Source organism: Rothia koreensis, assembly GCF_004136575.1.
Taxonomy (GTDB): Bacteria; Actinomycetota; Actinomycetes; order Actinomycetales; family Micrococcaceae; genus Rothia; species Rothia koreensis.
The window spans coordinates 58,778-81,705 of record NZ_NOIQ01000004.1 but is presented as its reverse complement, the minus strand read 5'-3'; the positions used below and the strand labels follow the sequence as shown (position 1 = coordinate 81,705).

The 22,928-nt window shown below is 64.2% G+C and carries 18 protein-coding genes and 1 tRNA gene; 6 read left to right on the top strand and 13 right to left on the bottom strand.

All coding sequences use genetic code 11. The features are described from left to right. Positions 1–47: 47 nt before the first annotated feature. Positions 48–845, bottom strand: coding sequence for a DeoR/GlpR family DNA-binding transcription regulator (locus EWU68_RS05805; protein ID WP_129315174.1), 798 nt, complete (start codon positions 843–845; stop codon positions 48–50). Continuing rightward, entirely contained in the window at positions 832–2,154 is a 1,323-nt protein-coding gene (gene otnK / locus EWU68_RS05800; RefSeq protein ID WP_129315173.1) for a 3-oxo-tetronate kinase, read from the bottom strand. Before otnK ends, EWU68_RS05805 begins: the two co-directional genes overlap by 14 nt. A gap of 330 nt (positions 2,155–2,484) precedes the next feature. On the opposite strand from otnK, the gene EWU68_RS05795 reads away from it, so the two are divergent. Together EWU68_RS05795 and EWU68_RS05790 are read left to right on the top strand one after the other, a co-directional pair. Further along, on the top strand, positions 2,485–3,501 hold the full coding sequence (locus EWU68_RS05795; RefSeq protein ID WP_129315172.1) for a 2-keto-3-deoxygluconate permease: 1,017 nt from the start codon (positions 2,485–2,487) through the stop codon (positions 3,499–3,501). A 71-nt stretch (positions 3,502–3,572) separates the two neighbouring features. Then, entirely contained in the window at positions 3,573–4,586 is a 1,014-nt protein-coding gene (locus tag EWU68_RS05790; RefSeq protein ID WP_129315171.1) for a zinc-dependent alcohol dehydrogenase, read from the top strand. Positions 4,587–4,621: 35 nt separating this feature from the next. Here EWU68_RS05790 and EWU68_RS05785 read toward each other — a convergent pair whose 3' ends face one another. Further along, a complete protein-coding gene (locus tag EWU68_RS05785) occupies positions 4,622–5,398 on the bottom strand; it encodes an IclR family transcriptional regulator (protein WP_129315170.1) in 777 nt (258 codons plus the stop codon). Between EWU68_RS05785 and asnB the strand changes: the two genes are divergently transcribed. Further along, positions 5,397–7,031: an asparagine synthase (glutamine-hydrolyzing) gene (gene asnB / locus EWU68_RS05780; RefSeq protein WP_338049675.1), complete on the top strand. Its 1,635-nt coding sequence runs from the start codon at positions 5,397–5,399 to the stop codon at positions 7,029–7,031. The genes EWU68_RS05785 and asnB overlap by 2 nt on opposite strands. Positions 7,032–7,057: 26 nt before the next feature. Here the strand turns inward: asnB and EWU68_RS05775 are convergent, their stop codons facing one another. After that, positions 7,058–7,780: a response regulator gene (locus EWU68_RS05775; protein ID WP_162421372.1), complete on the bottom strand. Its 723-nt coding sequence runs from the start codon at positions 7,778–7,780 to the stop codon at positions 7,058–7,060. After that, positions 7,777–9,228 (bottom strand): sensor histidine kinase, encoded by a 1,452-nt coding sequence (locus EWU68_RS05770; protein WP_129315168.1) that lies wholly within the window; start codon positions 9,226–9,228, stop codon positions 7,777–7,779. The genes EWU68_RS05775 and EWU68_RS05770 overlap by 4 nt, the downstream gene beginning before the upstream one ends. Positions 9,229–9,360: 132 nt before the next feature. Here EWU68_RS05770 and EWU68_RS05765 point away from each other — a divergent pair, with 132 nt between their 5' ends. Further along, on the top strand, positions 9,361–10,365 hold the full coding sequence (locus tag EWU68_RS05765; RefSeq protein ID WP_162421374.1) for a CPBP family intramembrane glutamic endopeptidase: 1,005 nt from the start codon (positions 9,361–9,363) through the stop codon (positions 10,363–10,365). Positions 10,366–11,777: 1,412 nt separating this feature from the next. On the opposite strand, the gene EWU68_RS05760 is transcribed toward EWU68_RS05765, so the two are convergent. From EWU68_RS05760 to EWU68_RS05745, 4 genes are read right to left on the bottom strand one after another with little or no spacing between them, the layout of a single operon-like run. Further along, positions 11,778–12,545, bottom strand: a complete 768-nt coding sequence (locus EWU68_RS05760) for an SDR family NAD(P)-dependent oxidoreductase (protein ID WP_129315166.1) — start codon at positions 12,543–12,545, stop codon at positions 11,778–11,780. Positions 12,546–12,604: 59 nt separating this feature from the next. Further along, positions 12,605–13,531 carry an alpha/beta hydrolase gene (locus EWU68_RS05755; RefSeq protein WP_129315165.1) on the bottom strand — a complete coding sequence of 309 codons (927 nt, stop codon included), beginning with the start codon at positions 13,529–13,531 and terminating at the stop codon, positions 12,605–12,607. A gap of 37 nt (positions 13,532–13,568) precedes the next feature. After that, complete coding sequence (locus EWU68_RS05750; RefSeq protein ID WP_129315164.1) at positions 13,569–14,519, bottom strand: alpha/beta hydrolase; 951 nt, start codon at positions 14,517–14,519, stop codon at positions 13,569–13,571. A 29-nt stretch (positions 14,520–14,548) separates the two neighbouring features. Beyond that, positions 14,549–15,880 carry an NAD(P)-binding domain-containing protein gene (locus EWU68_RS05745; RefSeq protein WP_129315163.1) on the bottom strand — a complete coding sequence of 444 codons (1,332 nt, stop codon included), beginning with the start codon at positions 15,878–15,880 and terminating at the stop codon, positions 14,549–14,551. A 27-nt stretch (positions 15,881–15,907) separates the two neighbouring features. On the opposite strand from EWU68_RS05745, the gene EWU68_RS05740 reads away from it, so the two are divergent. Next, on the top strand, positions 15,908–16,483 hold the full coding sequence (locus tag EWU68_RS05740; protein ID WP_129315162.1) for a TetR/AcrR family transcriptional regulator: 576 nt from the start codon (positions 15,908–15,910) through the stop codon (positions 16,481–16,483). 411 nt (positions 16,484–16,894) lie between these two features. Here the strand turns inward: EWU68_RS05740 and EWU68_RS05735 are convergent. Continuing rightward, a tRNA-Lys gene (locus EWU68_RS05735) sits at positions 16,895–16,967 on the bottom strand. Positions 16,968–17,185: 218 nt separating this feature from the next. On the opposite strand from EWU68_RS05735, the gene EWU68_RS05730 reads away from it, so the two are divergent. After that, positions 17,186–17,887, top strand: coding sequence for a hypothetical protein (locus tag EWU68_RS05730; RefSeq protein ID WP_129315161.1), 702 nt, complete (start codon positions 17,186–17,188; stop codon positions 17,885–17,887). 36 nt (positions 17,888–17,923) lie between these two features. Here the strand turns inward: EWU68_RS05730 and cls are convergent, their stop codons facing one another. From cls to EWU68_RS05715, 3 genes are all read right to left on the bottom strand, one after another. Further along, positions 17,924–19,330 (bottom strand): cardiolipin synthase, encoded by a 1,407-nt coding sequence (gene cls / locus EWU68_RS05725; protein ID WP_129315207.1) that lies wholly within the window; start codon positions 19,328–19,330, stop codon positions 17,924–17,926. 65 nt (positions 19,331–19,395) lie between these two features. Continuing rightward, complete coding sequence (locus tag EWU68_RS05720) at positions 19,396–20,379, bottom strand: hypothetical protein (protein WP_129315160.1); 984 nt, start codon at positions 20,377–20,379, stop codon at positions 19,396–19,398. A 25-nt stretch (positions 20,380–20,404) separates the two neighbouring features. Then, the gene (locus tag EWU68_RS05715; protein WP_129315159.1) at positions 20,405–22,891 is read right to left on the bottom strand and encodes a hypothetical protein; all 2,487 of its coding nucleotides are present in this window, start codon (positions 22,889–22,891) and stop codon (positions 20,405–20,407) included. Between the last annotated feature and the right edge of the window lie 37 nt (positions 22,892–22,928).

Genomic DNA, 22,928 nt, shown 5'->3' with positions numbered 1-22,928 from the left:
GTCGATGGTCGAGAAGGCGGAGGATACCGGTCGCCAGCGCACGCGGGTCACGGGGCGGCCGCAGACTGGCAATCGACCTCCACACCCAGTTGACGCGCATGGTCCCTGGCCGATTCCGGAAAATCCGAGTCGGTGATGATTCCGTCGAACGACTCGAAGGGGATGGCCTTGAAGGCAGCGACCTTGCCGTATTTGCGGCTGTCGGTCGTCAGATAGAGTCGACGGGAACTTTCGCTGATGGCCCTTTTGACCACGAGTTTTTCTTCGGTGGGTACTGATATGCCTCGGAGGTCGAAGGACGACGTGGACACGAATGCCAAGTCGATATTGAGTCTCCTGAGCTCCTCGGCCGTGGTTGCTCCGTGGGTGGCCAGATTGGCGTTGTCGACCTGTCCGCCCAAAAGTTGGACACGCAGGCTTGAGTGCTCGGCAATGGCTCCAGCAACGGCCAAATCGTTGGTGACCACGGACGGCGCAAAGGAACGATCCGCGGACTGCGCCGCCTCGCGCGCCAGGTGGTGGGCGATCGCCAAGGTAGTGGTTCCCGCGTCGAGATAAACCAGGTCTGCGGGGGCGACGAGTCGAACGGCGGCCCTGGCGATGGCGTCCTTCTCGTCCGGTCGCATGCCGATCTTCGCGTGGTGGGGCGCATCCAGCTCCAGGCGAGACGGCAGAGAGACGCCGCCGGCGACGGATCTCAGACGTCCGGATTCCTCCAGAAGCCTGATGTCTCGACGAACGGTCATGTGGGAGACGCCCAAATGCTCGGTCAGGTCTGCCACGCTCACCGATCCTCGTTCCTCAACGATGTGGAGCAGGCGGCGTCGTCTTTCATCGGGGATCATGGAAGTTGCGTCCTTCCCGCATGGTGTTCTGCGCCGACGAGAAAAAATCCTCGTCGCCGAAGTTCCCGGATTTGAGGGCCAGGTCGAGCCGTCCGTCGGTGCTCTTCGTCCAGGGGACCCCTGGGGCGATTTGGGGCCCGACGCGGAATGCGCTGACGCCCAATGCTTGCGTCACGGCTCCCGAGGTCTCGCCTCCGGCGACGACGAACCGCGTGTATCCGTTCTCGAGCACCCCGTGGGCGATCTGCGCGAAGAACTCTTCGATGGCCTCCGACGTCCTCTCGGCGCCGTGCTCCCGCTGGAGGCTTCTCACGCGTTCGGCCCCTGCGGTGGCGTACACCAGGGGATCGAGCCGAGTCACGCTCGGGCCGTTGCCTCCGACCCAGGCGAGCACTTCCTCGAGATAAGCGGGCCCGTCCGCAATGATTCTGCCGACGTCCAGGGGCAGGGCAGGGGCAAGCTCTCGGTACCTGGCGACCTGGCGGTTGGTCATCTCCGACGCGGAGCCCGAAAGCACGATGCCAGGGCCGGCGGTACCGATCCAAGAATCCGTGGGTGCCGGCCGCGCCGCGGAACGGTCCATGTCGGAGGCGAGCACACGACCTACGGCGCCACCGACGCCTGAACCGCCGGTGACCAAAACCATGTCCTTGCAGGCCTCGCCGATGGTCTGGAGATGGCTCTCCTCGAGCGTGTCCAGGACTGCATATCGGGCCCCGCCGGAGCGTGCGTCGTCGAGAGACGACCGGACGGCTTCTGCTCCTTGGCGGACGACGTCGTACGGGACAGCGATTGCGTGTCCTCTGCTCTGCGCGCTCATGAGCCTCACGAGATTCGAATCCGTCATGGGTGTTACCGGATGATGACGCATCCCGGATTCATCGAGCGGATCGTCGCCCACGAAGAGGTGCCCACGGTAGACCGTTCGGCCGTTGACCGGCAGAGCGGGGACCACCACAGTGAAGTCGAGGCCGAGATCATCGAGAAGTGCGTCCGTGACGGGTCCGATGTTCCCCTGTGCCGTGCTGTCGAAGGTCGAGCAATACTTGAACACGAACCGTTTCGCGCCCGCAGTGCGCAGCGCTCGGGCGGCTTCGAGACTCGCGTCCACGGCCTGGCGGGACGGCGCAGAACGTGTCTTCAGGCCGACGACGATGGCTTCGGCTTCCGAGATTTCGGCGGTCCTCAGGACCTCTTCGGCGGACGGCTGGTTGAGCTGGACGGTACGCAACCCGGCAGACACCAAGAATCCGGCGATGTCGGTGGCGCCGGTGAAATCGTCCGCGATGACTCCCAGGCGAAGCTTCATGTGTGTACCTCCCGTGGGCATGTGAACTGTGCGCTCGCTGGTCGACTGTGCGCCACGACGTCGTGATCGTTCGTGCCTTGGCGACGTTCCGACGACCATGTGCCACGCTATCACAAGAATTAACATTTGCCCGCTCCGACGTGCGGGTCGTGTCACTTTTGCGGAGCCGTCGGGCGGTAAACCAGGCGAAACTGCAGGTGAAATCGGCAGCTTCGGCCCTTGACCACATGTTAGAAAATGTGAATACTTGTCGGACATCTAACAGAACGAATCATCATCAACGCAGTGTCGTGTGATTCGGTGCGGCCCGTCGGTACTCAAAGGAGAGCTATGAAAATCCTCGCGAGAGTCGAGAAGATACCGGGTGGGCTGATGATCGTGCCCCTGCTCCTGGGAGCGCTGCTGAATACCTTGGCCCCCGGCGCGCTGGACATCGGTGGGTTCACCGAGGCGTTGTTCAAGGACGGTGCGATGGCGGTCATCGGCGTCTTCCTGGTGTGCATGGGGGCGCAGTTGCCCGTCCGCGCGGCCGCGCCGGTCGCGGAGAAGGGGTTCGCGATTCTCATCGGCAAGCTCTTGGCTGCAATCCTGGTCGGGATCGTTGCCGGCGTCTTCATGCCGGATGGCACGCTATGGACGCTGACTCCGCTCGCGATCGTCGCTGCCATGAGCAATTCGAATACGGGCCTCTATGCGGCCCTGACTCAGGAATTCGGGAACAAGACGGATCGAGGGGCCGTTGCCGTCATCTGCCTGAATGACGGCCCATTTCTCACACTGCTCGTCCTCGGAGCAGCGGGGATGGCCAATATCCCGCTGTTGTCCTTCGTGGCCGTACTGGCTCCAGTGTTTCTGGGGTTCGTGCTCGGGAACCTCGACCCGGACATCCGGACGTTCCTGAAGAGTGGGGAAAAGCTCTTGATCCCCTTCTTCGCATTCCCCCTGGGCGCGGGCATCAATTTTCGGGACATTGCGTCTGCGGGTCCCTCCGGAATTCTGCTCGGATTCTTCACCCTGCTTCTCTCCGGTGGCTTCGCCGTTCTGTTGCTCTGGTTGGTGCAGGTGCTGTCCCGGCGCCCCAGACCACGCCGCAATCTGATTTCGGGAGTCGCCGAGTCCTCCACGGCCGGAGCCGCCGTGGCAACACCGGCGGTCGTGGCCGCGGCCGACCCCTCCATGAACTCCATCGTCGAGACGGCAACTGTGCAGGTCGCCGGATCCGTGGTCATCACGGCACTTCTCACCCCCGTCGTGACGGCCCTGTTCTACCGCTGGCAAATGAAGCGCGGGATCGACCCCGCGCACGAATACGAAGATCCGGCTCTCAATGGGGCTGTGGGGGAATGAAGCATCGTGCCCCGCTTGGGTCCAGTCCGGTCCTTCGCCCCGACCGCTTGAAGAAATGATGAGGAGAAGAAATGCGCGCTATTGAATTCGATCTCGAGGGAACAGCGTCCGTGGTCGACATCCCCTATCCCAGCCCGGGACCCGAGGACGTGGTGGTCCAGGTGCTGTCGACCGGTTCGTGCGGTTCCGATCTTTCCGCGCTCCGCGGGACGCACCCGTTCAGGTTCCCTCCGCTCATCTCAGGGCACGAGGTGGGCGGAGTCGTCACGGAAGTCGGCGAGCAGGTTGACGATACTGTGGTCGGACAGCGCGTCGTCGTCGAGCCCCAGCGTTTCTGCCGAACCTGCGAGTACTGCACGACAGGCCGACACAACTTGTGCCCCAAAAAGCAGATGCTCGGAATAGCCGAATGGGACGGGTCCTTCGCGGAATACGTCCGAGTGCCGGCGTACACCGTGTTGCCCGTTTCCGGCCGAATTCCGGATTACGCGCTGGCCCTCGTGGAGCCCCTGGCGGTCGCGGCCCACGCCGTGCGTCAGGTCCGAGCCACGCCTGAGCACGGGAGGCAGCCCAGTCACTTGGTGATGGGCGGGGGAACCATCGGCGCGCTGGTCACGGCCGTTCTCCAGCACGTTTCTCCCGGCCGAGTGACGGTCAGTGAACCGCGAGGGCAGAATTCCGACATGCTCAAGGCCATGGGGGCCTCAGACGTGCTTCAGCCCGACGCCGTCTCGGACCGCGGGGAGCTCTTCGATACCGTTTTCGTGGCGGCCGGGCATGCTCCGTTGGTCGCCGAAGCGGTCCGTCGGTGCGCCCCGGGCGGAACGGTGGTCCAGGTTGCCGTGTTCAATACGGAAGTCCCTGTCCCCGTTGGTGAGCTCCAGGTCCAGGAGATCGCTTTCGTGGGTACGGCCATGTACACCCGAGAAGATTTCGACGTGGCCGCGGAGCTCCTGGCCGAGCGGCCGGATATTGCGGAACTCATGGTCACCGACCGGATGGACTTGGCCGAGGGGGCGGAGGCCATCACTCGCATGGCATCGCACGGCCCCGGAACGACGATCAAACTCATCATGGAGCCGTAACCGACGGAGCCGTGCTCGGAATCAGCCCGCCGCACTCAGCTGCCGGCCGAGGCCTCAGTCGACGAACCGATGGCCGCCGAGAGCTCGTCGGCCGCAGCGACCACCAACGGGGCCGAAGTCTCGATGGTCGCTCGGGGCATGCGAAAAGCAGGTGCCGAGACGTTGATGGCGGCGGCCACCTCTCCGCGGTGGTTCCGGACGGGTGCCGCAATCGCGACCAGCCCGGGCTCGGATTCTTCGCGGGCCACCGCGAAGCCTCGGGCACGCTCGCGTCGCAGGCGTCTGACCAGGGCCGGTATGTCCTGCGGCGCCGACCGGGTTCCGGGGAGCGGGTCGGCGTCGTCGCCAAGGATCGAGCGCAGGTCCGCTTCATCCATGTCGACCATGAGCGCCCGCCCGGCGGAGGTGCATGGCAGGGGAGAGGTTCGCCCGACCCACTCGTGGGCCTGGATGCCGCGCGAGGTTCTCTCGGTCAGCAGGGTCATGGCGCCGCGGCCGGACAATACCGTGAGGTAGGCGGGCTCGCCGACGCCGCGCGCCAACGACCTGAGCACCCGGGGCGCCTCGCGGTGCAGCCTCTCGTCCCCGGCCGACGTTGCCAGGGCCAGGACCTGCCACCCGATGCCGTACCGCAGTGTCCGGGGGTCGCGCTCGATGAACCCTTCTTCCGCCAGAACCTTCAGCGTCCTGGACACCTGGCTCTTTTCCTTGCCCATCTCGGTTGCCACCTCCTGGACTCCGAGGGGGCCTTCGCCGAGTATCCGAAGGATAGTGAGTGCCCGATGCACGCTGGAGAGATTGTCGCCGACCATGGGCACATCCTCGCACCACGCGTGCGTATACAGCAACCAGCGTTGTTCGTTATGGCAACGAGGTCCTACGGTCGAAACCATGTGCGGCATAGTGGGCGTCTTCCATGACGCAAAGGAATCAACGGCAGACAACGGCACAATGGGGGAGCGCGCCCTCGACATGATCGCTCACCGAGGGCCGGACGACGTCGGGCTCCGACACGTCGGAGACATGGCGTGGTTGGGCCACCGTCGGCTCTCGATCGTCGACGTCGACAGCGGACACCAGCCCCTGGGCGGAACGCGCGGTCCCTCCGACTGGGTCCTCGTGTGCAACGGGGAAATCTACAATCACCAAGGCCTCCGCGAAGAGATGCCGGAGGCCTTCGACTCGCGTTCAGACTCCGCGGCCGCGCTCGCGGTCCTGCGAACCGGTGGGCCGGCCGCGCTGGAGAGCCTGCGCGGCATGTTCGCCCTCTGCGCGGCGACCGAGGACGGGGAGTTCGTGGCGGCGAGGGACGCCGTCGGCATCAAGCCCCTCTACTGGGCGCGCACCGAGCACGGCACCGTCTTCGCTTCCGAGCTCAAAGCCTTCGACCCAGAGGTGCAGCCACTGGTCGAGGTCTTCCCTCCAGGGTTCTGGTGGACTCCGCACGAGGGGCTGCATCGTTTTGCCGAGGCGATTCCCGACCGGGTCGAAGACCAGCTCGGGACGTCGAGGGACGGCCAGCACGGTTCGGACGAAGCCCTCGAGCAGGCCACCTTCGACGCCGTCGCGGACTCGGTGCGGAGGCACCTCATGGCCGACGTCGAGGTCGGGGTCTTCCTCTCCGGCGGACTCGATTCCGGTCTGGTTGCCGCGATCGCGGCCGACCACTGCGCTCGTCAGGGCAGAACGCTGAAAACCTTTGCGGTGGGAACGCGGACGTCACCCGACCTGCTCGCGGCACGGGAGACCGCGGAATACCTGGGGACGGACCACCACGAGGAACTTTTGGACGAAGACGCCGCTCGGGAGGCCCTGCCCGACGTCGTCGGGTCCATCGAATCCTTCGACGCGAGCCTGGTTCGCAGCGCGGTGCCCAACTGGTTCCTCTCGAAGATGACGTCCCACCACGTCAAAGCCGTTCTCACGGGCGAGGGTGCGGACGAACTGTTCGCGGGGTACGGGTACTACCATGAACAGTTCGCTTCGCCCGTGGAACTCGACGAGGAGTTGAGGCGCACCATCGAGGGACTGCACGGGCTCAATCTTCAGAGGTGCGACCGGGTCACGATGGCCCATGGGCTGGAAGCCCGCGTGCCCTTCCTCGACCGCGACGTCATCTCGCACGCCATGTCCCTGCCCGCCCGTCTCAAGGGGCTCGAGAGCGACGGAATGGAAAAGGTTCACCTGCGGAGGGCATTTCGGGGGTGGCTCCCGGAGCATCTGCTCTTTCGGCGCAAGGAACAATTCGGGACCGGCAGTGGGGCCCAGGGGTTCCTTGACCGGGTCGGTCATGACATCGACGACGCCGAGTTCTCCGCGGAAACCGTGGCACCCGGTGCCCCCGAGATCCGCAGCAAGGAAGAACTGGTCTACTACCGCATGTTCAGATCCGCTCTGCCCGAGGTTCGGCCCGACGCCGCACTGACCCGGTTCGCCGTCGCCTGAACCTTCGTCACGCCGGGTCCGGGGTGTCAGCTCGCGCCGTCGATCTCCAACACCTTGAGAGCCAGCTGCACTCGGTTGGTCACCCGGAGTTTCTCGAACAAGTGGGCCACGTGAGTCTTCACGGTCGGCAGGGACAGGAACAAGGCGTCCCCGATGTCCGAGTTGGTCAGTCCCTGGGCCACGAGTCGGGCCACTTCCCACTCACGGGTGGTGAGCCCGTCAGGGGCATAGGCCGAGTAGTCAGCTGCGGCGGGACCGGGTGGCCCGCCCGGGAGCTCCTGTACGGGACGGTCCGGCGTTTCCTCCGCAGCCAGCCGGACCAGGCGTTGCAACACGGTCGGGGAGAAGCGCGACTCCCCTTGGGCGGCGTCGTGGACGGCTTGGACCACCTGTTCGGGCGGCGAGTCCTTGAGGAGGAAGGACACGGCCCCGGCGCGCAGCGCATCCAGCAAGAAGGTGTCGGTTTCGAAAGCTGTCAGCACGACGACGTGTGCACGAACGTCTGCCTGCCTCAGACGACGCGTCGCCTCGATTCCGTCCGTTCCCGGCATGCGGATGTCCATGAGCACGACGTCGGGGTCCAGCCGTTCGACCTGGTCGATCGCTTGTGCACCGTCGGCGGCTTCGCCGACCACGGACACGCCGTTCGTGCCGTCGATCATCAATCGCAGACCGGCTCTCATGAGCTTCTCGTCGTCGGCCACCAGGACGCGGATCCGTGACGGATCCGCAGCGCGGTCATGGGTCACCGGGGGTTTCCTCCGTTCGAGGGCCAGGGCAAATGCACGTCGACGGTGAAGGCCTGAGCTTCGGCCGCCGCAACCGAATGCTCGTCCGGGGCGCACGAGCGCGGGCCGATGGTGCAGGTCCCTCCGAGAAGATGTACGCGTTCGCGCAATCCGGTCAGGCCCATGCCAGTACCCAGTGCCTCTTCTTCAGGCCGGTGCGCCGGGGAATTGATGGGATTGCATGCGGTCAGCGTGAGCTCATCCGCGCCGGCGGACGAGGTCCGTCGGGTGACCCGCAGGTCCAGTGGCTGGCCGGGCGCGTGTTTGCGGGCGTTGGTCTGGACCTCGCGGAATATTCGTACGACGGCGACCGCGAGCGTCGAGCTCGCAGCGTCAAGATCCGCGGGTGTCACGTCTTCCCACGTCAACGAGATGTCGTGACCTTCGGCCCGGGACTCGGCCACCTGTGCGACGAGGTCCGCCGCGGTGGGCAGGGGAGCGGCGTCCTCCCTCAACGCCGACAGCACATTGCGGAGTTCGGCGTTGGCGGACCGCGCCGCGTCCCGGATCAGCGCCGACGTCTCACGCATCCGGGACGGCGACATGTCCTCCCGGTAGCCGAGCGCACCGGCATGCAACGCGATCAAGGACAGGTGGTGGGAGAGGCTGTCGTGCATGTCGCGGGCGATCGAGGAACGCTGCTCGGCCTTCGCCTGCGCGACCAGTGCACGGTGTTCGCGTGCGAGCGCCTCGTGGCTCCGTTCGATCGCAGCGCGTTCCCGCTGGACGCTGACGGTCTGACGGCGCAAGGACTCGATGAGGGCCATGCGGGTTCCCCTGACCCGTCCGATCAGGAGAGACACGGTCGCGACGATGGCGCCCGCCGCCAGGTCGACCCACGGCGTCGGCGGCTCGCTGGGGTCGGCCCAGTGGTAGACGAATCCGTAGACCAGCGCAGCACTCGTGCAGAGCACGACGCCGCAGGCATCGGTGCGCCAGTCGCGCCGGGTCCCGACGCGGTAGAGCCCGACGGCAGCCGCCGGAACCGAGGACCCACTGATCGCAGACGGTAGGACCAGCACCAGGTTCCAGAGTCCGGTTCGGCGCAACGGACCCGAGGCGGCGTTGGTGAGCGCGCCGAGACCGAGGTCCAGTGCCAGAACGAGGCCGGCTCGATCCGGGATCTGATTGTCGTGCTGCTCCAGGGTCATGCCGAAGAACAGCACGAATATCAAGGCGCCGACGGCCAGGCAGATCACGGAGCAGAAAGCCATGCGTGCAATCTCGCGGAGTGCTCGGAGCGCCGGGCGCCGGCGGGGAGCTTGCTCGTCGATGGCTTCGTGGTCCGTGGCGCGGGTCGGCGCCGTCCAGTCGGATGTGCCGGTATACCCATCCGAGTCCGGTGCGTCTGCAGGCGAGTCCGGGGAGCCCGTGCGCAGGGGGATGCTCGGGGCATGGGGTTCTGTCATCACCACTTATTGTAGAAAAGCGCATGGTCCACGGCATCAGCCGAAAGCATGAGATCGGGACGTTCTGAGACAGCGGGCAATCGATACTTTCGTTCGATGTGTGAGGTGCCCCCGGGATTCGAGGATGGAATCATGATTGCTTCCTCGACCCGTTCCACGCACGCTGACAATCCGCCCGAGCCGTTGCCATATCACCGGATGGCACGGCTGACGCCCCGAACCCGCAAGTGGTGGCGACCGTTGCTCGTCCTGCTTCTGGCGGCCGGCCTCATCGGCGCATTCTTTGCGGTCGCTCTGGTGGTGACGGTTCTCTTCGGCATGGTGCCCGGGATACCCGAACCGACCGCTGACATGGAAGACCCCCGCAATCCGGTGGACATGTTCGCGACTCTGGGGATGCTGGCGATTGGGGTACCGGCTGTCGCCTTGGCCTTTCGATGGGCCGGGGGACGCCGAGGGGAGACGACCGGAACCCTGCACAGCGTCGTCGGCCGCTTCCGCTGGTCACTGATGGGCCGGGCCGCACTGGTCGTGGTCCCTGTTTTCGGGGTGGCGAATGTGGGCGGGTTCTTCCTCCTGCCCCCGCCCGATCTCTCCGTTCCCCGCGGGGGCCTGTCACTGTTGCTGGTGTACGTGGTGATCGTGGCGCTGACGCCGTTGCAGTGTGCGGCCGAGGAATATGTTTTCCGAGCCCTGCCCCAGCAGGTGCTGGGCACATGGCTGCGTTTGCCCGTCTGGGGGATTCTGCTGCCCGTTCCGTTGTTCATGGTCGGCCACGGGTACTCCTGGGTCGGTCAGATCGATATTGCCGTCTTCGCCGTGTGCACGGGACTGCTCGTGTGGAAGACCGGTGGAGTAGAGCTGTCGATCCTGGTTCACGCCGCCAACAACGGGACGTTGTTCCTCCTGGCGCCGTTCAGCCCCAGCTCGATGCAACAGGGGGACACCAGCCCTCTCGAGCTGTTGTTCAGCCTGCCGCCGGTGGTTCTGACGACGCTCGGCCTGTTCTGGTGGGTCTCGCGCCGGGACGGATTGCGTCTTCTGGAGCCGGTGCGAGGCAGGGGCAGGTTGATCCCTTGCACCGGGACGAGCACGAAGTCCCACCGCAACGACGCCGTCGTGGGGATTCCAGCGTGATCTCCTGAGGGGCCGAAGCGCTCAGTCCCTTGGACGAGGGCGGCGTCGAGCGGGCCCCAAAAAAGTTGTCCCGCCCAGGCCGAAGCCGGGCCGGGACAACGTGAAACGGTGCGCCCTGTGGGGCTCGAACCCACGACCCACGGATCAAAGCCGCTACGCCTTGGATACTCGCTCACTCCGCTGGCACCGTCCGCGGGCGACGTCATCTCTGCCGGCATTCCACGATTCCAGCACACCTGTAAGGAGACGATCGCTATGAGCGCCTAGCGCCACTACTCGTCAGCCCGGGTCCAAGGAGCTCACGCAATGCACAGCCATCGCCAAAGCAGGAAAATCATTGAAATCGAACACGGGCATGGGAAAGATCCCGTAGCACGTAGTCATGCGCTCACGGCCTGCACTTTCATCGCTGCAATCGCCTCAATCAGTTACTCCGTCGCCCAAGTCCCCATCCGGTTTTAACCACTGTGGATCCTCTAATCTCGATACTTCGCGGGGTGGCTCGGCCCCATGGTTCTCGCGCTGTGGAGCGCATTCGTTTGTGGTTTTGCCACTTGAGTATGGCTCGGCAACCGTGTCTCGCCACGGTCGGCGGGCATCCAACCCCCAGTGGTTTCCGCGACTCGATCGGACAATGACACCAGAATGGTAATCCCCGGGTCGGGTCCTGGTAGGGCTCGTAGCCGGTCCAGCTGGCGACAATCTCTTGAGTGAAGCGGGCGGTGTTCTTCATAGACACCATGGCTCCGCGGGCTGTTCTCGCGATCGTGGCCGGCACGGTGTAGATGTGCATGCGCAGCTTCCATGTCGGCCAATAGTCCAAAGGAGGGCACCGGTTAGTTCGGCGACATCGGCACCGTCACGAGGTCCGCCGTCGGTGTCAGAGCCGGGTTCCCACACGCCTGGTTTCGGTGAGCTGGGATAGAGGACAGGCATTGCCGTCGACAGCAGCAACCCGACCGCGTACGACAGGCGTCTCTCGACGAGGAAGTTCAAGAAGTTATGAGTGCCGCCAGCGGTATCCGTGTGGACGAGCACGGACTTACCAGAACGAGGCTTGCCGCCGCGCAGGCCAGCGAAAAACTCTTGACCAGCTCGATGTGGTCGGCGGCCGTACTCGATCCAGCTTGACTGCCGCAGTAGCCCGGCGGTGAGCTCACCATAGCCGGACCCCGTGGTTGACGAACGCCAGCAATGGACGGACGCGAATCCCGCCTTGTGCATCGGTGCCCCTGCTCTTCTCACTGTAAGCAGTGACGAGGGTGGCATCGATATCGATGATTAATCGGCGATTGAGCATCACTACCGTGGTCCGATATCTGAGCTACGGCAAGTTCCCACACTTGGGCACGAACCGATGCCCGACGCGGGCTGAAGATGCTCGAACCCCAGCGGCCTCATTTGGCGAAAGATCAGTCTCGGAAGGTCATGCCTCCGTCGATGTTCCAGACCTGACCGGAGACCCAGTCGCTCTCCGTCGAGAGTAGGAAGGCGACAGTGTTGGCCAAGTCGGACGGTTCTCCCAAACGGCCAAGCGACACCATACGCATGAGCGTGGCTTGGAGCTCGACGTCGTTCTGCTGTTTCTGGCTCTCACCCATGACCATGCCCGGCGTGACTGCATTGCACCGCACACCCTGGTGTCCCCAGGTGCGGGCAACGTGTCGAGTCAGGGAGTTCACTGCTGCCTTGGACGCGCCGTAAGCGGCGCGAGTGTCTTCTCCGGCAAAAGCGGCCCCCGAGGATGTGTTGACGATCGCTCCTCCTCCGGATTCGAGGAAGTGCGGCAGCACGGCTCTGGTCGTGCGCACATATCCGAGAAGATTCACATCAAGGGTCCGTCGCCATACCTCCAGATCGACGGTGAGGATATCGGTGTCGGTGCCCATATTCTGTGGAGAGAGGTCGGCTCCTACGTTGTAGAGTCCTGACACTGGCCCGAATCGCTCGATCGCGTGATCGATCAGATTCTGCACCGAGTCGTTGTCGGCGAGGTCGAACTCTACCGCCGCTGCTTCACCGGTGCCGGGCAGTTCTGCTGCTGTCTTCCTGGCGCCATCGATGTTGACATCGCCGATGACGACATTGGCGCCCTCGAGCCCGAGCTTGACCGCTGTTGCTGCGCCGATTCCGGTTGCTCCTCCAGCGATGATGAACGTCTTGTCTTCGAGTCCGTTCATTATGTTGTTCTCCTTTTGGGGGAGGGGGCAGACGCCTTGTGAGTCAGACAGGTAGCGGGTCAGAGTGCAGACGGCAGCTCGACGTCCGGATCCGTGAGTTGATCCATGATGGCGGGAGCGACTTCTCGTGCCTCTGGAAGGAAGGTGAAGCCGGCCCAACCGTGGACGAGACCCTCCCGAAGGTCGAATGAGAACCGTTCATGCTCAGCTGCCGCGCGCTCACGCAGTCTCAGAGAGTCGGGAAACAAGACGTCCGCCGAACCTGCGTAGACCCATGTCGGCGGCAGTCCACGAATAGGCCCGTTGATGGGGCTGACTCGTGAATCGTTCGGGTCGAGATCGCCTGACCACATACGACCGGACTCGCGTAGCCCCTCGGCACTGCCGAACGGATCGACGATCGATGCGCTGCGCGGATCACTGATCGTCACGTCCAACCACGGGCTGATCAGCACCATGCGAGAAGGCACGGTCGCGTCTCGTCTGACGATTTCCTGAACCGCAGCCATGGCAAGGCCGGCACCGGCTGAGTCGCCGACGAGCGCGACGTTCGGTTGCTCCCACCGGTCGACTTGTTCGGTGATGATGTCCGCCACGGTCGGCACGACCGCTTCGGCGGTTCCTCCAGGAGCAAGGGGGTAGATCGGGATCACGACCTCTGTCCCGCCCTCGCGCGCGAGTGAGGCATAGAACGACCAGTGAGGTGCGAGCAGCTCTGTTGTGTATCCGCCTCCATGGACAGCCACTACTGCACCATGTGGTTCCCCTGACAGCGGTGACAGCGTCCAGACCGGCACTCCCTCAACTGAGGTACGGTTCACCTGGCAGGTTTCGACGACCTTCTTCGGCGGGTGAGGAAAAGTCCATTTCTTATCACGGCGGCGCACTGACTCACGCTTGTCGGCTGCAGTGCCCTTATTGATTCTCATCAGTCTGAAAACCGCTACGAGGGCTTTGTGCTGCCAACTGGGTTTCTTGTGGCTCATGTCAGTTTTTCCCGTCTTCTGTTCGATGGCGATGGAGTCAGCTCTGAGGAGCGAAATAGGTATCGATGTATTCTCTGAATCTGGCGCTGCGCCATGCGGTTGCCTGTTTGGCGATACGGGTCCAAGCGGCGATTCCTTCGAAGCCGTGCCAGGCGCCGGGGAATTCTCTGAAGGCCACTGGTACTCCGGCCTCGGCCAAGTTGTGGGCATAGGAGACAGTTTCGTCGCGGAAAGGGTCAACTCCACCGACCATGGTGATCGTCGGCGGCAGTCCCGCGTAGTCAATCTCGCGTGCCGGCGCTGCGGTGGAAGGAACATTGTCAGTGTCGTAGAGGTCGCCCAGGTAGGTCCGCCAATTGGCTCGATTCGTCACACCGTCATAGACCGGTGCATTGTTGTCGGCCGAGGACGCGGTTTCGCGGTCGTCGATCATCGGACACAGCGCCATCTGGAACGCGATTGCCACCTCGCCGCGGTCTCGAGCCGCCAGCGTAGTTGCGGCAGTCAGTCCGCCGCCCGCGCTGCCTCCCGTCACAATGAGTTGGTCACTGCGCACTCCCAGGTCTCCTGTGTGCCCCTGCAGCCAAGTCAATGTGAGATAGCTGTCATCGAGGGCCGCAGGATATGGAGCCTGAACGCTGAGGCGATAGTCAGGAGTGACGATCACGGCATCGACATCATCGAGCAGGGCTTTGACTCCGAAGAGCTCGCCACGAGCGCTGCCTCCGGAATATCCGCCGCCGTGGATGAAGAGGATCCCCGGCCGGTTGGTCGCGGTGGAGCCTTTGCGGGTGCAGACAAGGAAGTGCAACAGCGTTCCGTCGTCACGGGCAATGGCTCGCGGTTGGACGTCGACGCCTCGTGGCTTGATTGCTGCGAACAGTTTCAGCAGGAAAGGGTCCTTGGCACGAATCTGCTCTTCGGTTCGATTGCCGCCGTTAAGAAGCGAAGCGATTCTGCCCGGCAGACGTAGCTGTGGATCGATCATGTCTTTTGTCACACGCATGGTCGCGGCCCTCAGCTGTGCTTCTTTTCGGCGGTCTCAGCGATGAGTTTTTCGATGACGGTGAGCAAACCGGCGCCGTTTTGCACGCCCGTGTAGTAGTTGAGGAAGTACTCCATCTCGCGCAGCTGTGGCACAGTCAGCTCTCCGTTGTCGATGGCACCACGTAGCTGTGTCTCAAGCAGGTCCTGTCGGCCGAGCATCGTGGTCGCGCCGAGAACCAGCAGTCGCCTGTCGCGGGTTGTGAGGTGTCCGCGTGCCCAGACTCGTGCGAAGAGATTCTCGACGGTGTCGTCCGCCGCCGGTGCTCCTGTGCCACGTGGGACCTGTGGGGCGTGTTGTCCGTACACCCGCTGCATCATCTCGACTCCGCGTTCCCACGGATCCGTGGGCAGCTCATCGTCGAATACTCCACCGTAGACTTCTGCCATCTTCGGGCGAACGACGTCGGCGATCGGGGTCTGCACGCCTGCTTGGCCGGCGAAGTCCTGCGCCGCACCCAAGTCCTTCTGCGCCAGCGCGTCGGCATAGACAACCTGTTCTGCAGGAATGGATTGCGCCTCGATCTGTCGGCGTAGCAAAGATGTCGGACTCGACCCGCTGGCCGCGGCGGCATCGACGACGCCCAGGATGGTAGAGGGGTCCACTCCACCGGCCTTCGCGAGGGAGACTGCCTCGCGCACTACGGCCCAGTTGCCATAGGTGATCATATTCCGCGCCAGTTTTGTCACCATGCCGGTACCTTGCTTGCCGCAGTAGACGAGTTCGCGGGCGAACGGCTCCAGCGCCGGACGGGCCCGATCGACTATGTCCTCGTCGCCACCGAGCATAACCACTAATTTTCCTTCGCCTGCCTGCGTGACACCGGCATCCAGGAACCCGACCCCATGATCAGCGCACTCGGCCGCGAGGTCTTCGACAACCGGGACCGACACCGTCGAAACCAGGACGACGATCGTTCCTTCGGACGAGCCCGTCAAGATGCCTTCTTCGCCAGTCAGCACGTCACGGGCCTGCTGCGCGTTGACCACTGCCACGATGATCACGTCGCTGTCTCGCGCGACCTCAGCCGGAGATGAGGCAATCGTGTCCACCCCATCCAAACCCTCGATGGCGTCGGCGCGCACGTCGTAGACAGACACGGGTACAGTGCTGGCGGCCAGATTCGCCGCGACTCCGCCGCCGATCATTCCCAGGCCGATGACGCCGGCCCGCACAGGAGTTTTTGCGTTCTTCTCATTCATCCCGGTGGGCATCAGTTCTCCTTCGCGATCTCTCATTGCGTCGATGACGCCTTGTATGCCGATTATTCGCTTGCAATCGATTAATGTAAACACCATTGGCATAAATGGGCCGGTTGCTATGATGCAGGTATGGAGCACCAGTCCCGCCCTCGCCGCAGGGGAAGACCGTCGTCGACTCGTGCGCAGAACGCGATACGAGAGGCTGCGACACGGATCTTCATAGAGCGCGGCTTCTCCGCGGCGTCCATTCGCGACATCGCCACAGCAGCGGCAGTCGATCCTTCGATAGTGATCCGACACTTCGGTTCGAAGGAAGGACTGTTTCTCGAGACGGTCTCGGTCGACGAGGGGCTACGGGGCATTACCGATGGGCCCCTCGAAGGGCTCGGCGAAAGGATCCTTGAGCGCCTCGTCCTTCGTTCCGGTGAGGAGCAGCAGCGAGTTTTCCGTGCACTCGTGGGGGCGATCGATCGAGCTGAGGTGCGAACATATTTCGAACAATCAGCCAACAGGCATGTCTCTCAGCCTTTGAGCCAGCGGCTCGAGGGGCCTGATCCCGAGCTTAGAGCCGAGCTTGTGACTGCCCAGATCGCCGGGCTTCTGATGAAGCTGTGGGTGCTGGAGCCACCGTGTGAAGACAAGGCGCGGGTGGAGCGACTCGTCCGGATCTACGGGTACGCCCTGCAGGTACTTATCGACGTATGATGCCTGCTCTCATAATTGACCCGGCCCACCTCCTCGCGGGCCGATCGTGCGCTACTGATGAAAATAGCGCCGAGTTACAAGTACGGTGAACCCGTCACTTATGGGCGCAGAGGACGTGCTTGGGACAGACAGAGCGCCGACATTTCATACGCCTGAACCTTCTTTTGACTAGTTCGTGTCCTGTAAGGGGTCGGGTCAGCGGCCTGGGTGCTATTCATTGGGTCTGGTTTCTGCTCACCATGGGGTCGTGGTTGGACGCGGAGAACTCACTTTCAGGCATCCTGCGGTCCCCTGGCGTTAGCGCGACAGCTGTATTCTGCTTGGCCCGTGACGAGAGCTCACATCACCATCCGGCGGACGATACGCAAAAACCCGCCCCGGCCGAAGCCGGAACGGGATCCCACGAAACGGTGCGCCCTGTGGGGCTCGAACCCACGACCCACGGATTAAAAGTCCGATGCTCTACCAACTGAGCTAAAGGCGCCCACCCGAGCCCGGCGCGGTCAACACGCGCTCGACTCAAGCTCACCCAGTCTACAACACCCATCGGTATGCTTCGAACCACTCGAAGACGATGCAACGGTCCTCTCAGGGCCAACGAGCGCGGCGCGACCGGCGGAAGGGGTAGCCGGGGGTTTCCGCTCCGCGAACCCGTGAGACATGGCACGGTCCGGGCCGGGGGCCTGAGCCTAGACTGGGCGCATGCCAGCATCGAGCCAGCCGTCACGGCATCACAGTCCCGTCAAGTTTTCCCCGGGGATGTTCGAACACATCGACGGGGGCATGAACCCTGAGGTTGTCTCCCAGGCGGCGCATTCCTCCGCGTGGGCGTTGTTGACCCAGGGGCGGGCCAACAGCGACCCGGCCGTGACCGCGCGGCTCGTCGAATTCACCGACCACTACGGGCTCGAGGCCATCGCCGAGATGTGGGCCGAAGCGCCCGGCGTCTCCCTTCCCGGAGCCCTCTGGCGGATCTACGCGCTGCGCGACGCCGTCCGCCAGAACCCGGAGGCCATCAGCCATCACTACCACTTGGGCCAAGAGAACGCTCAGGTGTCTCGCGTGGTGGCCGGGGTCGCCGACCCGCCGGCGGCCGATGAGGTGTGCCGTACCATCGATGCCATTCTGACCGGTGCTTACACCGGAGAGTTCGACGTCGCCCTCGAGCGTTTCGCCGCGTTCTGCCGCGTCGTCGCCCTGGGCCAGGCCGTCGCGGCCGACCGGGCCGACGTCGCCGTCGAAGCTGTTGGCGCGGAGGCCCACCAGCGGGCCGGGGAATTCGTCTCGACTCCGGGCTCCACCGCACGGGGCAACCACCTGACCAAGGCGGCGCGTCGACTCATCACGACCGCCGAAGAGCTTGAGGCCGCGGCCAGCGCCTGGAGGCACAACCAGCTCGACTGAACGTCTCGCACGGCCGAAGCCCACGGGGTCTCCGGGTCAGAGCAGCCCCGAGGTCAGGCGACAGACGTTCTCGAGCGCCTTCAGGCGCAAGGGGCGCTGGCGCCACTCGTCGTAGTTGATGGCGAAACTGGTCTCGAGATATTCATCGGCGATCTCCTCGAGCTGGCCGGTGATCTCCTTGTCCAGGATCAACAGTGACACCTCGAGGTTCAGGGCGAAGGACCTCTGGTCCATGTTGGAAGAACCGATGAAGGAGACGTCGTCGTCGATCAGCATGAACTTCGAATGCAGGACCGTCGGCGCGGGGTAGAGGTGAAGGTTGATCCCGTTCTCCAACAGGGCCTCGTAATAGGACCGTTGCCCGAAGTGCGGGAAGAACTGGTCGCCCTTCTCGCACACGATCACGTGGATCTCGACTCCGGCCTGGGCGGCCGTGGTGAGGGCCATCTTCAGCGAATCGTCCGGGACGAAGTACGGGCTGCAAATGATGATCCGTCGCTCGGCGTTGTAAATCAGGTGGTTGATCAGGCGAAGGTTGTTCTCCGTCTCGAACCCCGGCCCGGAGGGGACCACCTGTGCGCGCACCCCCGAATCGACGGCGGGCAGGTCCTGGTCCACCTCGTCCAGTAGGAGGTCGCCGGTCTCCGAATACCAATCGGAGATGAACAGGGCGTTGAGTTCGTCGACCATTGGCCCCTCGACCCGGAGCATGAGGTCTTTCCACGCCAGGTTCTTCCTGAGGTTGGCGCGCTTGTTGTAGGACCGGTCGATGATGTTCTGGGAACCGGAGAAGGCGACGTCGCCGTCGATCACCAGAATCTTGCGGTGGTTTCGGAGGTCGGGCCGCTGGTATTCGCCGCGCCAGGGGCGGATGGGCAGGGAACGCCGCCATGAGATCCCCGAATCGTTCAACATCTTGACCAGCCGGCTGTATCCCGGGTAGCCGGCAGACCCCAGCTGGTCCACCATGATGTGGACCTTGACGCCCCGTCGGTGCGCGCGGAACAGGGAATCCAGCAAGGGCGCGCTCGTGGCGTCGTACGCGACGATGTAGAACTCGAAGTGCACGTACTCCTTGGCCTTGTCGACCTCCTCCGCCATGAGGTTCATGGCCTCGTGGTTGTCGCGAATGAACTTCAGGTGGTTGCCGCCGGCCATGGGCAGCGACCCGAGCTTGTAGTTCAGCTTGGCGGCCGCGATATCCGGTTCCCGCAATCCGGTCGCGTCGCCCAGGATCGGTTGATCACCGATCTGTTCCCGGATGATTTCGTTCATGTGCGTCTGGCGCTCGCGACGACCGCGCGGCAAATACGTCGAACCAATGACCAAGAAAGCCACGATTCCCACATACGGAATCAGGAAAATCGCCATGAGCCATCCCAGAGCCACGGACGGCTTCCGGTTGTACGGAATCCAGCAAATGGCGACGACGCGAATCAACATATCGATGACGACGAGCGTCGTATCCGCCCACGTTGGCAAACCGGGGATGTTCAGGAGCGAGTAGGTCACGGGCCAAGTCTACGGGAGGAGGGGGTGGTCTCGTCTCGGTCCCAAGGGATCAGGCTGCCGTCCTCCCGGTCATCATCGGAGGCGGACGGCCTGGTCGGACGCGGTCCGTTCGCCCGGGAGGATCCCCTGGATCCCGCCGATGCCCCGCGATGCCGGGAGAGGGAGGTCGGCGCAACCACCAGAAGCAGGACCACACACGCTGTGAGGATTCCGATATTGATCCAGATATTGTGAACGTCAATGTTCGCGTACGGAGGGTTCTGTCCGGCGGCTTTTTCTCCGGACGGAAAGTAATTGCCCGGAAACCCATTGACGAATACATTGGTGGCCTCCGGCCGCTCGAACTCGAGGCCCGAGCGGAAAACCGTCCCACGAATCCACGGCAAGGGAACGAAAGTCGCGTACCTCTGGATTCTGTCGACGACGACGTAAACGGCCCACGCCCCCACAACGTACAGCCACCACCGATGCACACGGGACATCCCGAGCGCGATCGTCGCCAACAACGTGCAGAACGTTGCGACTCCGACCGCGGCTTCGAGCCCATAGAACAAGACCGTCGACGTCAGTTCCTCCGCCGGAGGCGTGTGTGACCGATGGACGGATGCGATGACCACCTGTCCCGCCTGGATGAGCCCCATGACGAGGCACGTCTGGATGGTGGGCGGAATGGTGCGTGATATGCGTCTGGGCAGGCTCGCGACGGCAGCGGTGGAGGAAGCCGGCCGGACGGCCGACAGGATCAGGAATCCGGTGTACACCAGGAGAACGGTCCACGTCACGAAGACGATCTCCGGAGTCACGGATCGCAGCCAGGGGGCGGACACGGACTGCGCGCCAGAGAACCGGTTCAGGATTCCCGGGGTCCAGATCACCAGCATGCCCGCGAAATACAGCGGCAAATGGCTCAGCACGGACCTCAGCGGTCGGGGTGCGTCCTCGCTGAGGGCCCGCAGATACGGCTGGCCGTTCTTGTCCATGAAAAGTCCTCGCGTCGCGGTCGGTTCAGCCAGAATACCGTGACGTCGCCACGGCTAGGCCGTACGCGCTCGTGCGCGCCGGAGACCAACCTTCGGAACACGAGTGGGCCCGCGCGAGAGACAGCTGCACGCCCTCAGGGGGCGCCGTGTAGGGAGGCGGGTTTTCGAACGATCCCTCGGCGTGGTCCTGATGCCCCGCCATCAGAATCGCTCGGTGTGCGTGCAGCAACCCGGCGTAGGCAACGCCCGGTCGCAAACGGTCTGCGTCGGCATACACGATCCAACCCAGCCGGTGCTCTCCCAAACTGCGGCAGACCCCGGGAAGATGTTCGGAAGCGACACCTATTTGTGGGAACACGAGGCCGAGCACCTGCCAGGCGGAAAGGACGGCGGACGGATCCGGGCACGGGCGGCCGTTCAGAAGGTCCCGGGCCGCCAGAAGCCCCGTGCGGAACTCCTCCGGCAGGCCCTGGATGGCCATCGAATGCATGCGCAGGGCGGCTTGGAACGCGTCGTAGCGGGCCTTCTGGATCTGCCCGTCCAGCCACGGGGCGGGGGCCCCTTCTTCCTGCCAGTCCCCGGCCAGCCACTCCTGGTCGATGGCGTGGTCGGGGTACGGGTAACTCGCGAGCTCCTCCCGAAGAGAACGCACCGATTCCTTGTTGTCCCGCAGGTCGTCGCGCAACGCCTCGTGGGCTGCCCGCAACTGTCGGAGTTCTCGGTGCACCCGGTCGACCCTTGCCTGCGCCGATTCTTCGTCCGCCTGGGCGAGGCTCTGATCCCGACGCAACTGCCCCAGCCTCTCGCGCCAAGGGATGCGGTTTCGACCGAACGTTGCCAGGCGCGCGATCATGCGAGGCTCGTCCCTCAGATGGGCCGCTATCGCGTCGCTGTACTCCATCGACTTGGCCCGGGCGGCCTGGTGGGACCGGCTGAGCCCGGCCAACTCTTCTTCTTTCTCCTCGATACCGGAGGTCGACTCGGCGAGCGCCTCAGCAATGTCCGTCACCACGTGTTCGTTGCGCAGGAGCATCGGGACGACCTCGTGGAATCTTTGCCTCTCCGCGAGCAGGGACTTGACCCTTTCCACGTTCTGCAGGACGGTCCTGGCAGTCTCGTCCCAGGTCTCGTAGTCCTCGGGACCCATGGTCGGGGAGGCGTGGTTCAAGGTGTTGAGCACCATGTCGATCGCCCGGACGGCGTCCACGGTCTGTCCGTCGGCGAAGCCTTGGTAAGGGCTCTGAGCGGTCATGCCGGGGAGGATGCGCACATGCACCGAGGAGCCTGCTTCGGATTCGGACGTGGCCCGCAACGGCGACGACCGGACGAATTCGAATCCGGTCAAGTCCGGATGAAGGGCGAAAAGGTGCCGCCCCGAGGACCAGCTCAGAGCTTCGGGATCGAACAGCTCCGCCGGGTCGGGGATCCGGGCCATAGCGACCGCCCTCCGAGTCACGAGACCCGCGACGACGTCGTCGGTCCATTCGGGCTCCGGGGCCCCGGCCGCCGTGCTGCGGGGACAGGTCCACAGGCCTTCGGACTCTCCGAGCTCGTTGAGCGAGGCATTGATGGCGAACTGCGTGGACACCGAGGGACGGCTGAGGTGGAAGGTCCCTTCCGGAACCATCCGGGGGGCCACCGCGTAGTAGAGGGCCTCTCTGGAGTCCTGGACGCGTTCGAAGAGTTCCGCGGCGTCGACCCCCAGCAGTCCGGCGGCCGCCTGCCGGAACCGGGTCGTCTCCGTCGCGAGATCCAGATCCTTCGCCGCCGGGTGATTGAGCTGGGACACGTCCCCGGCCGCGCTCGGCGGGGGACCCAGGACGCTGCGAATGCGCACCGGTAGATTTTTGGCCCGGTCGGGGAACACATCGGGGAGCCCCAGAAAGTCTCTGGTGTATCTGACGGCCGTCACGAGGTCGGAGCGTTCGAGCATACGACGGCGCGGACGATCGGGTCGACGTCGGCCGGTCTCGTCGGGAACGGACCGGGGCGTCTCCTCGTGAGGGCCGTTCGCCCGGATTCCGCGCATCCGAACCCCGTGTTCGGTCCAGGTCCGAATCAATCCGTCTCGCCAGGCTCGTGCGGCCTCGGCGTAGGTTTCGGGCAGATTCGCCGTCCCTGCTTCTGCCCCCGCGGCGACGGCGGCGGCCCACGCGGTTCTCGAGAGCTCGAGCGAGTCCGGCAGGAGTTGACCGTCTTCCGAAACAGCCGCGGCAAAGAGCGCGGTCAGGTCGGTGCGGCCCCTGGTCTCCACCGGGGCGAAGCCGGCATATTCGAGCAGCCGCCGATACCTGACCAGGCCGGCGAACACCGTGTGGTGCCACGTACGGTCCCGCGCGGAGCTCGAATGACCTGTACCGGGTTCCCACGGCATGTGGTGGCCCGAAAGGTAGTCCTTGACCGTGATAGACCGGCTGGATGCGCCCGGTGAGGGGAGAACCCGGGGGCTGAGCTGGGCCACGGAACGCCACAGCTCGATCGGGTCATCGTGAATACGGGTCCGCGCGGTCATACAAACTAAGTTACAAGCCATGGATCGTGGCCCGAGT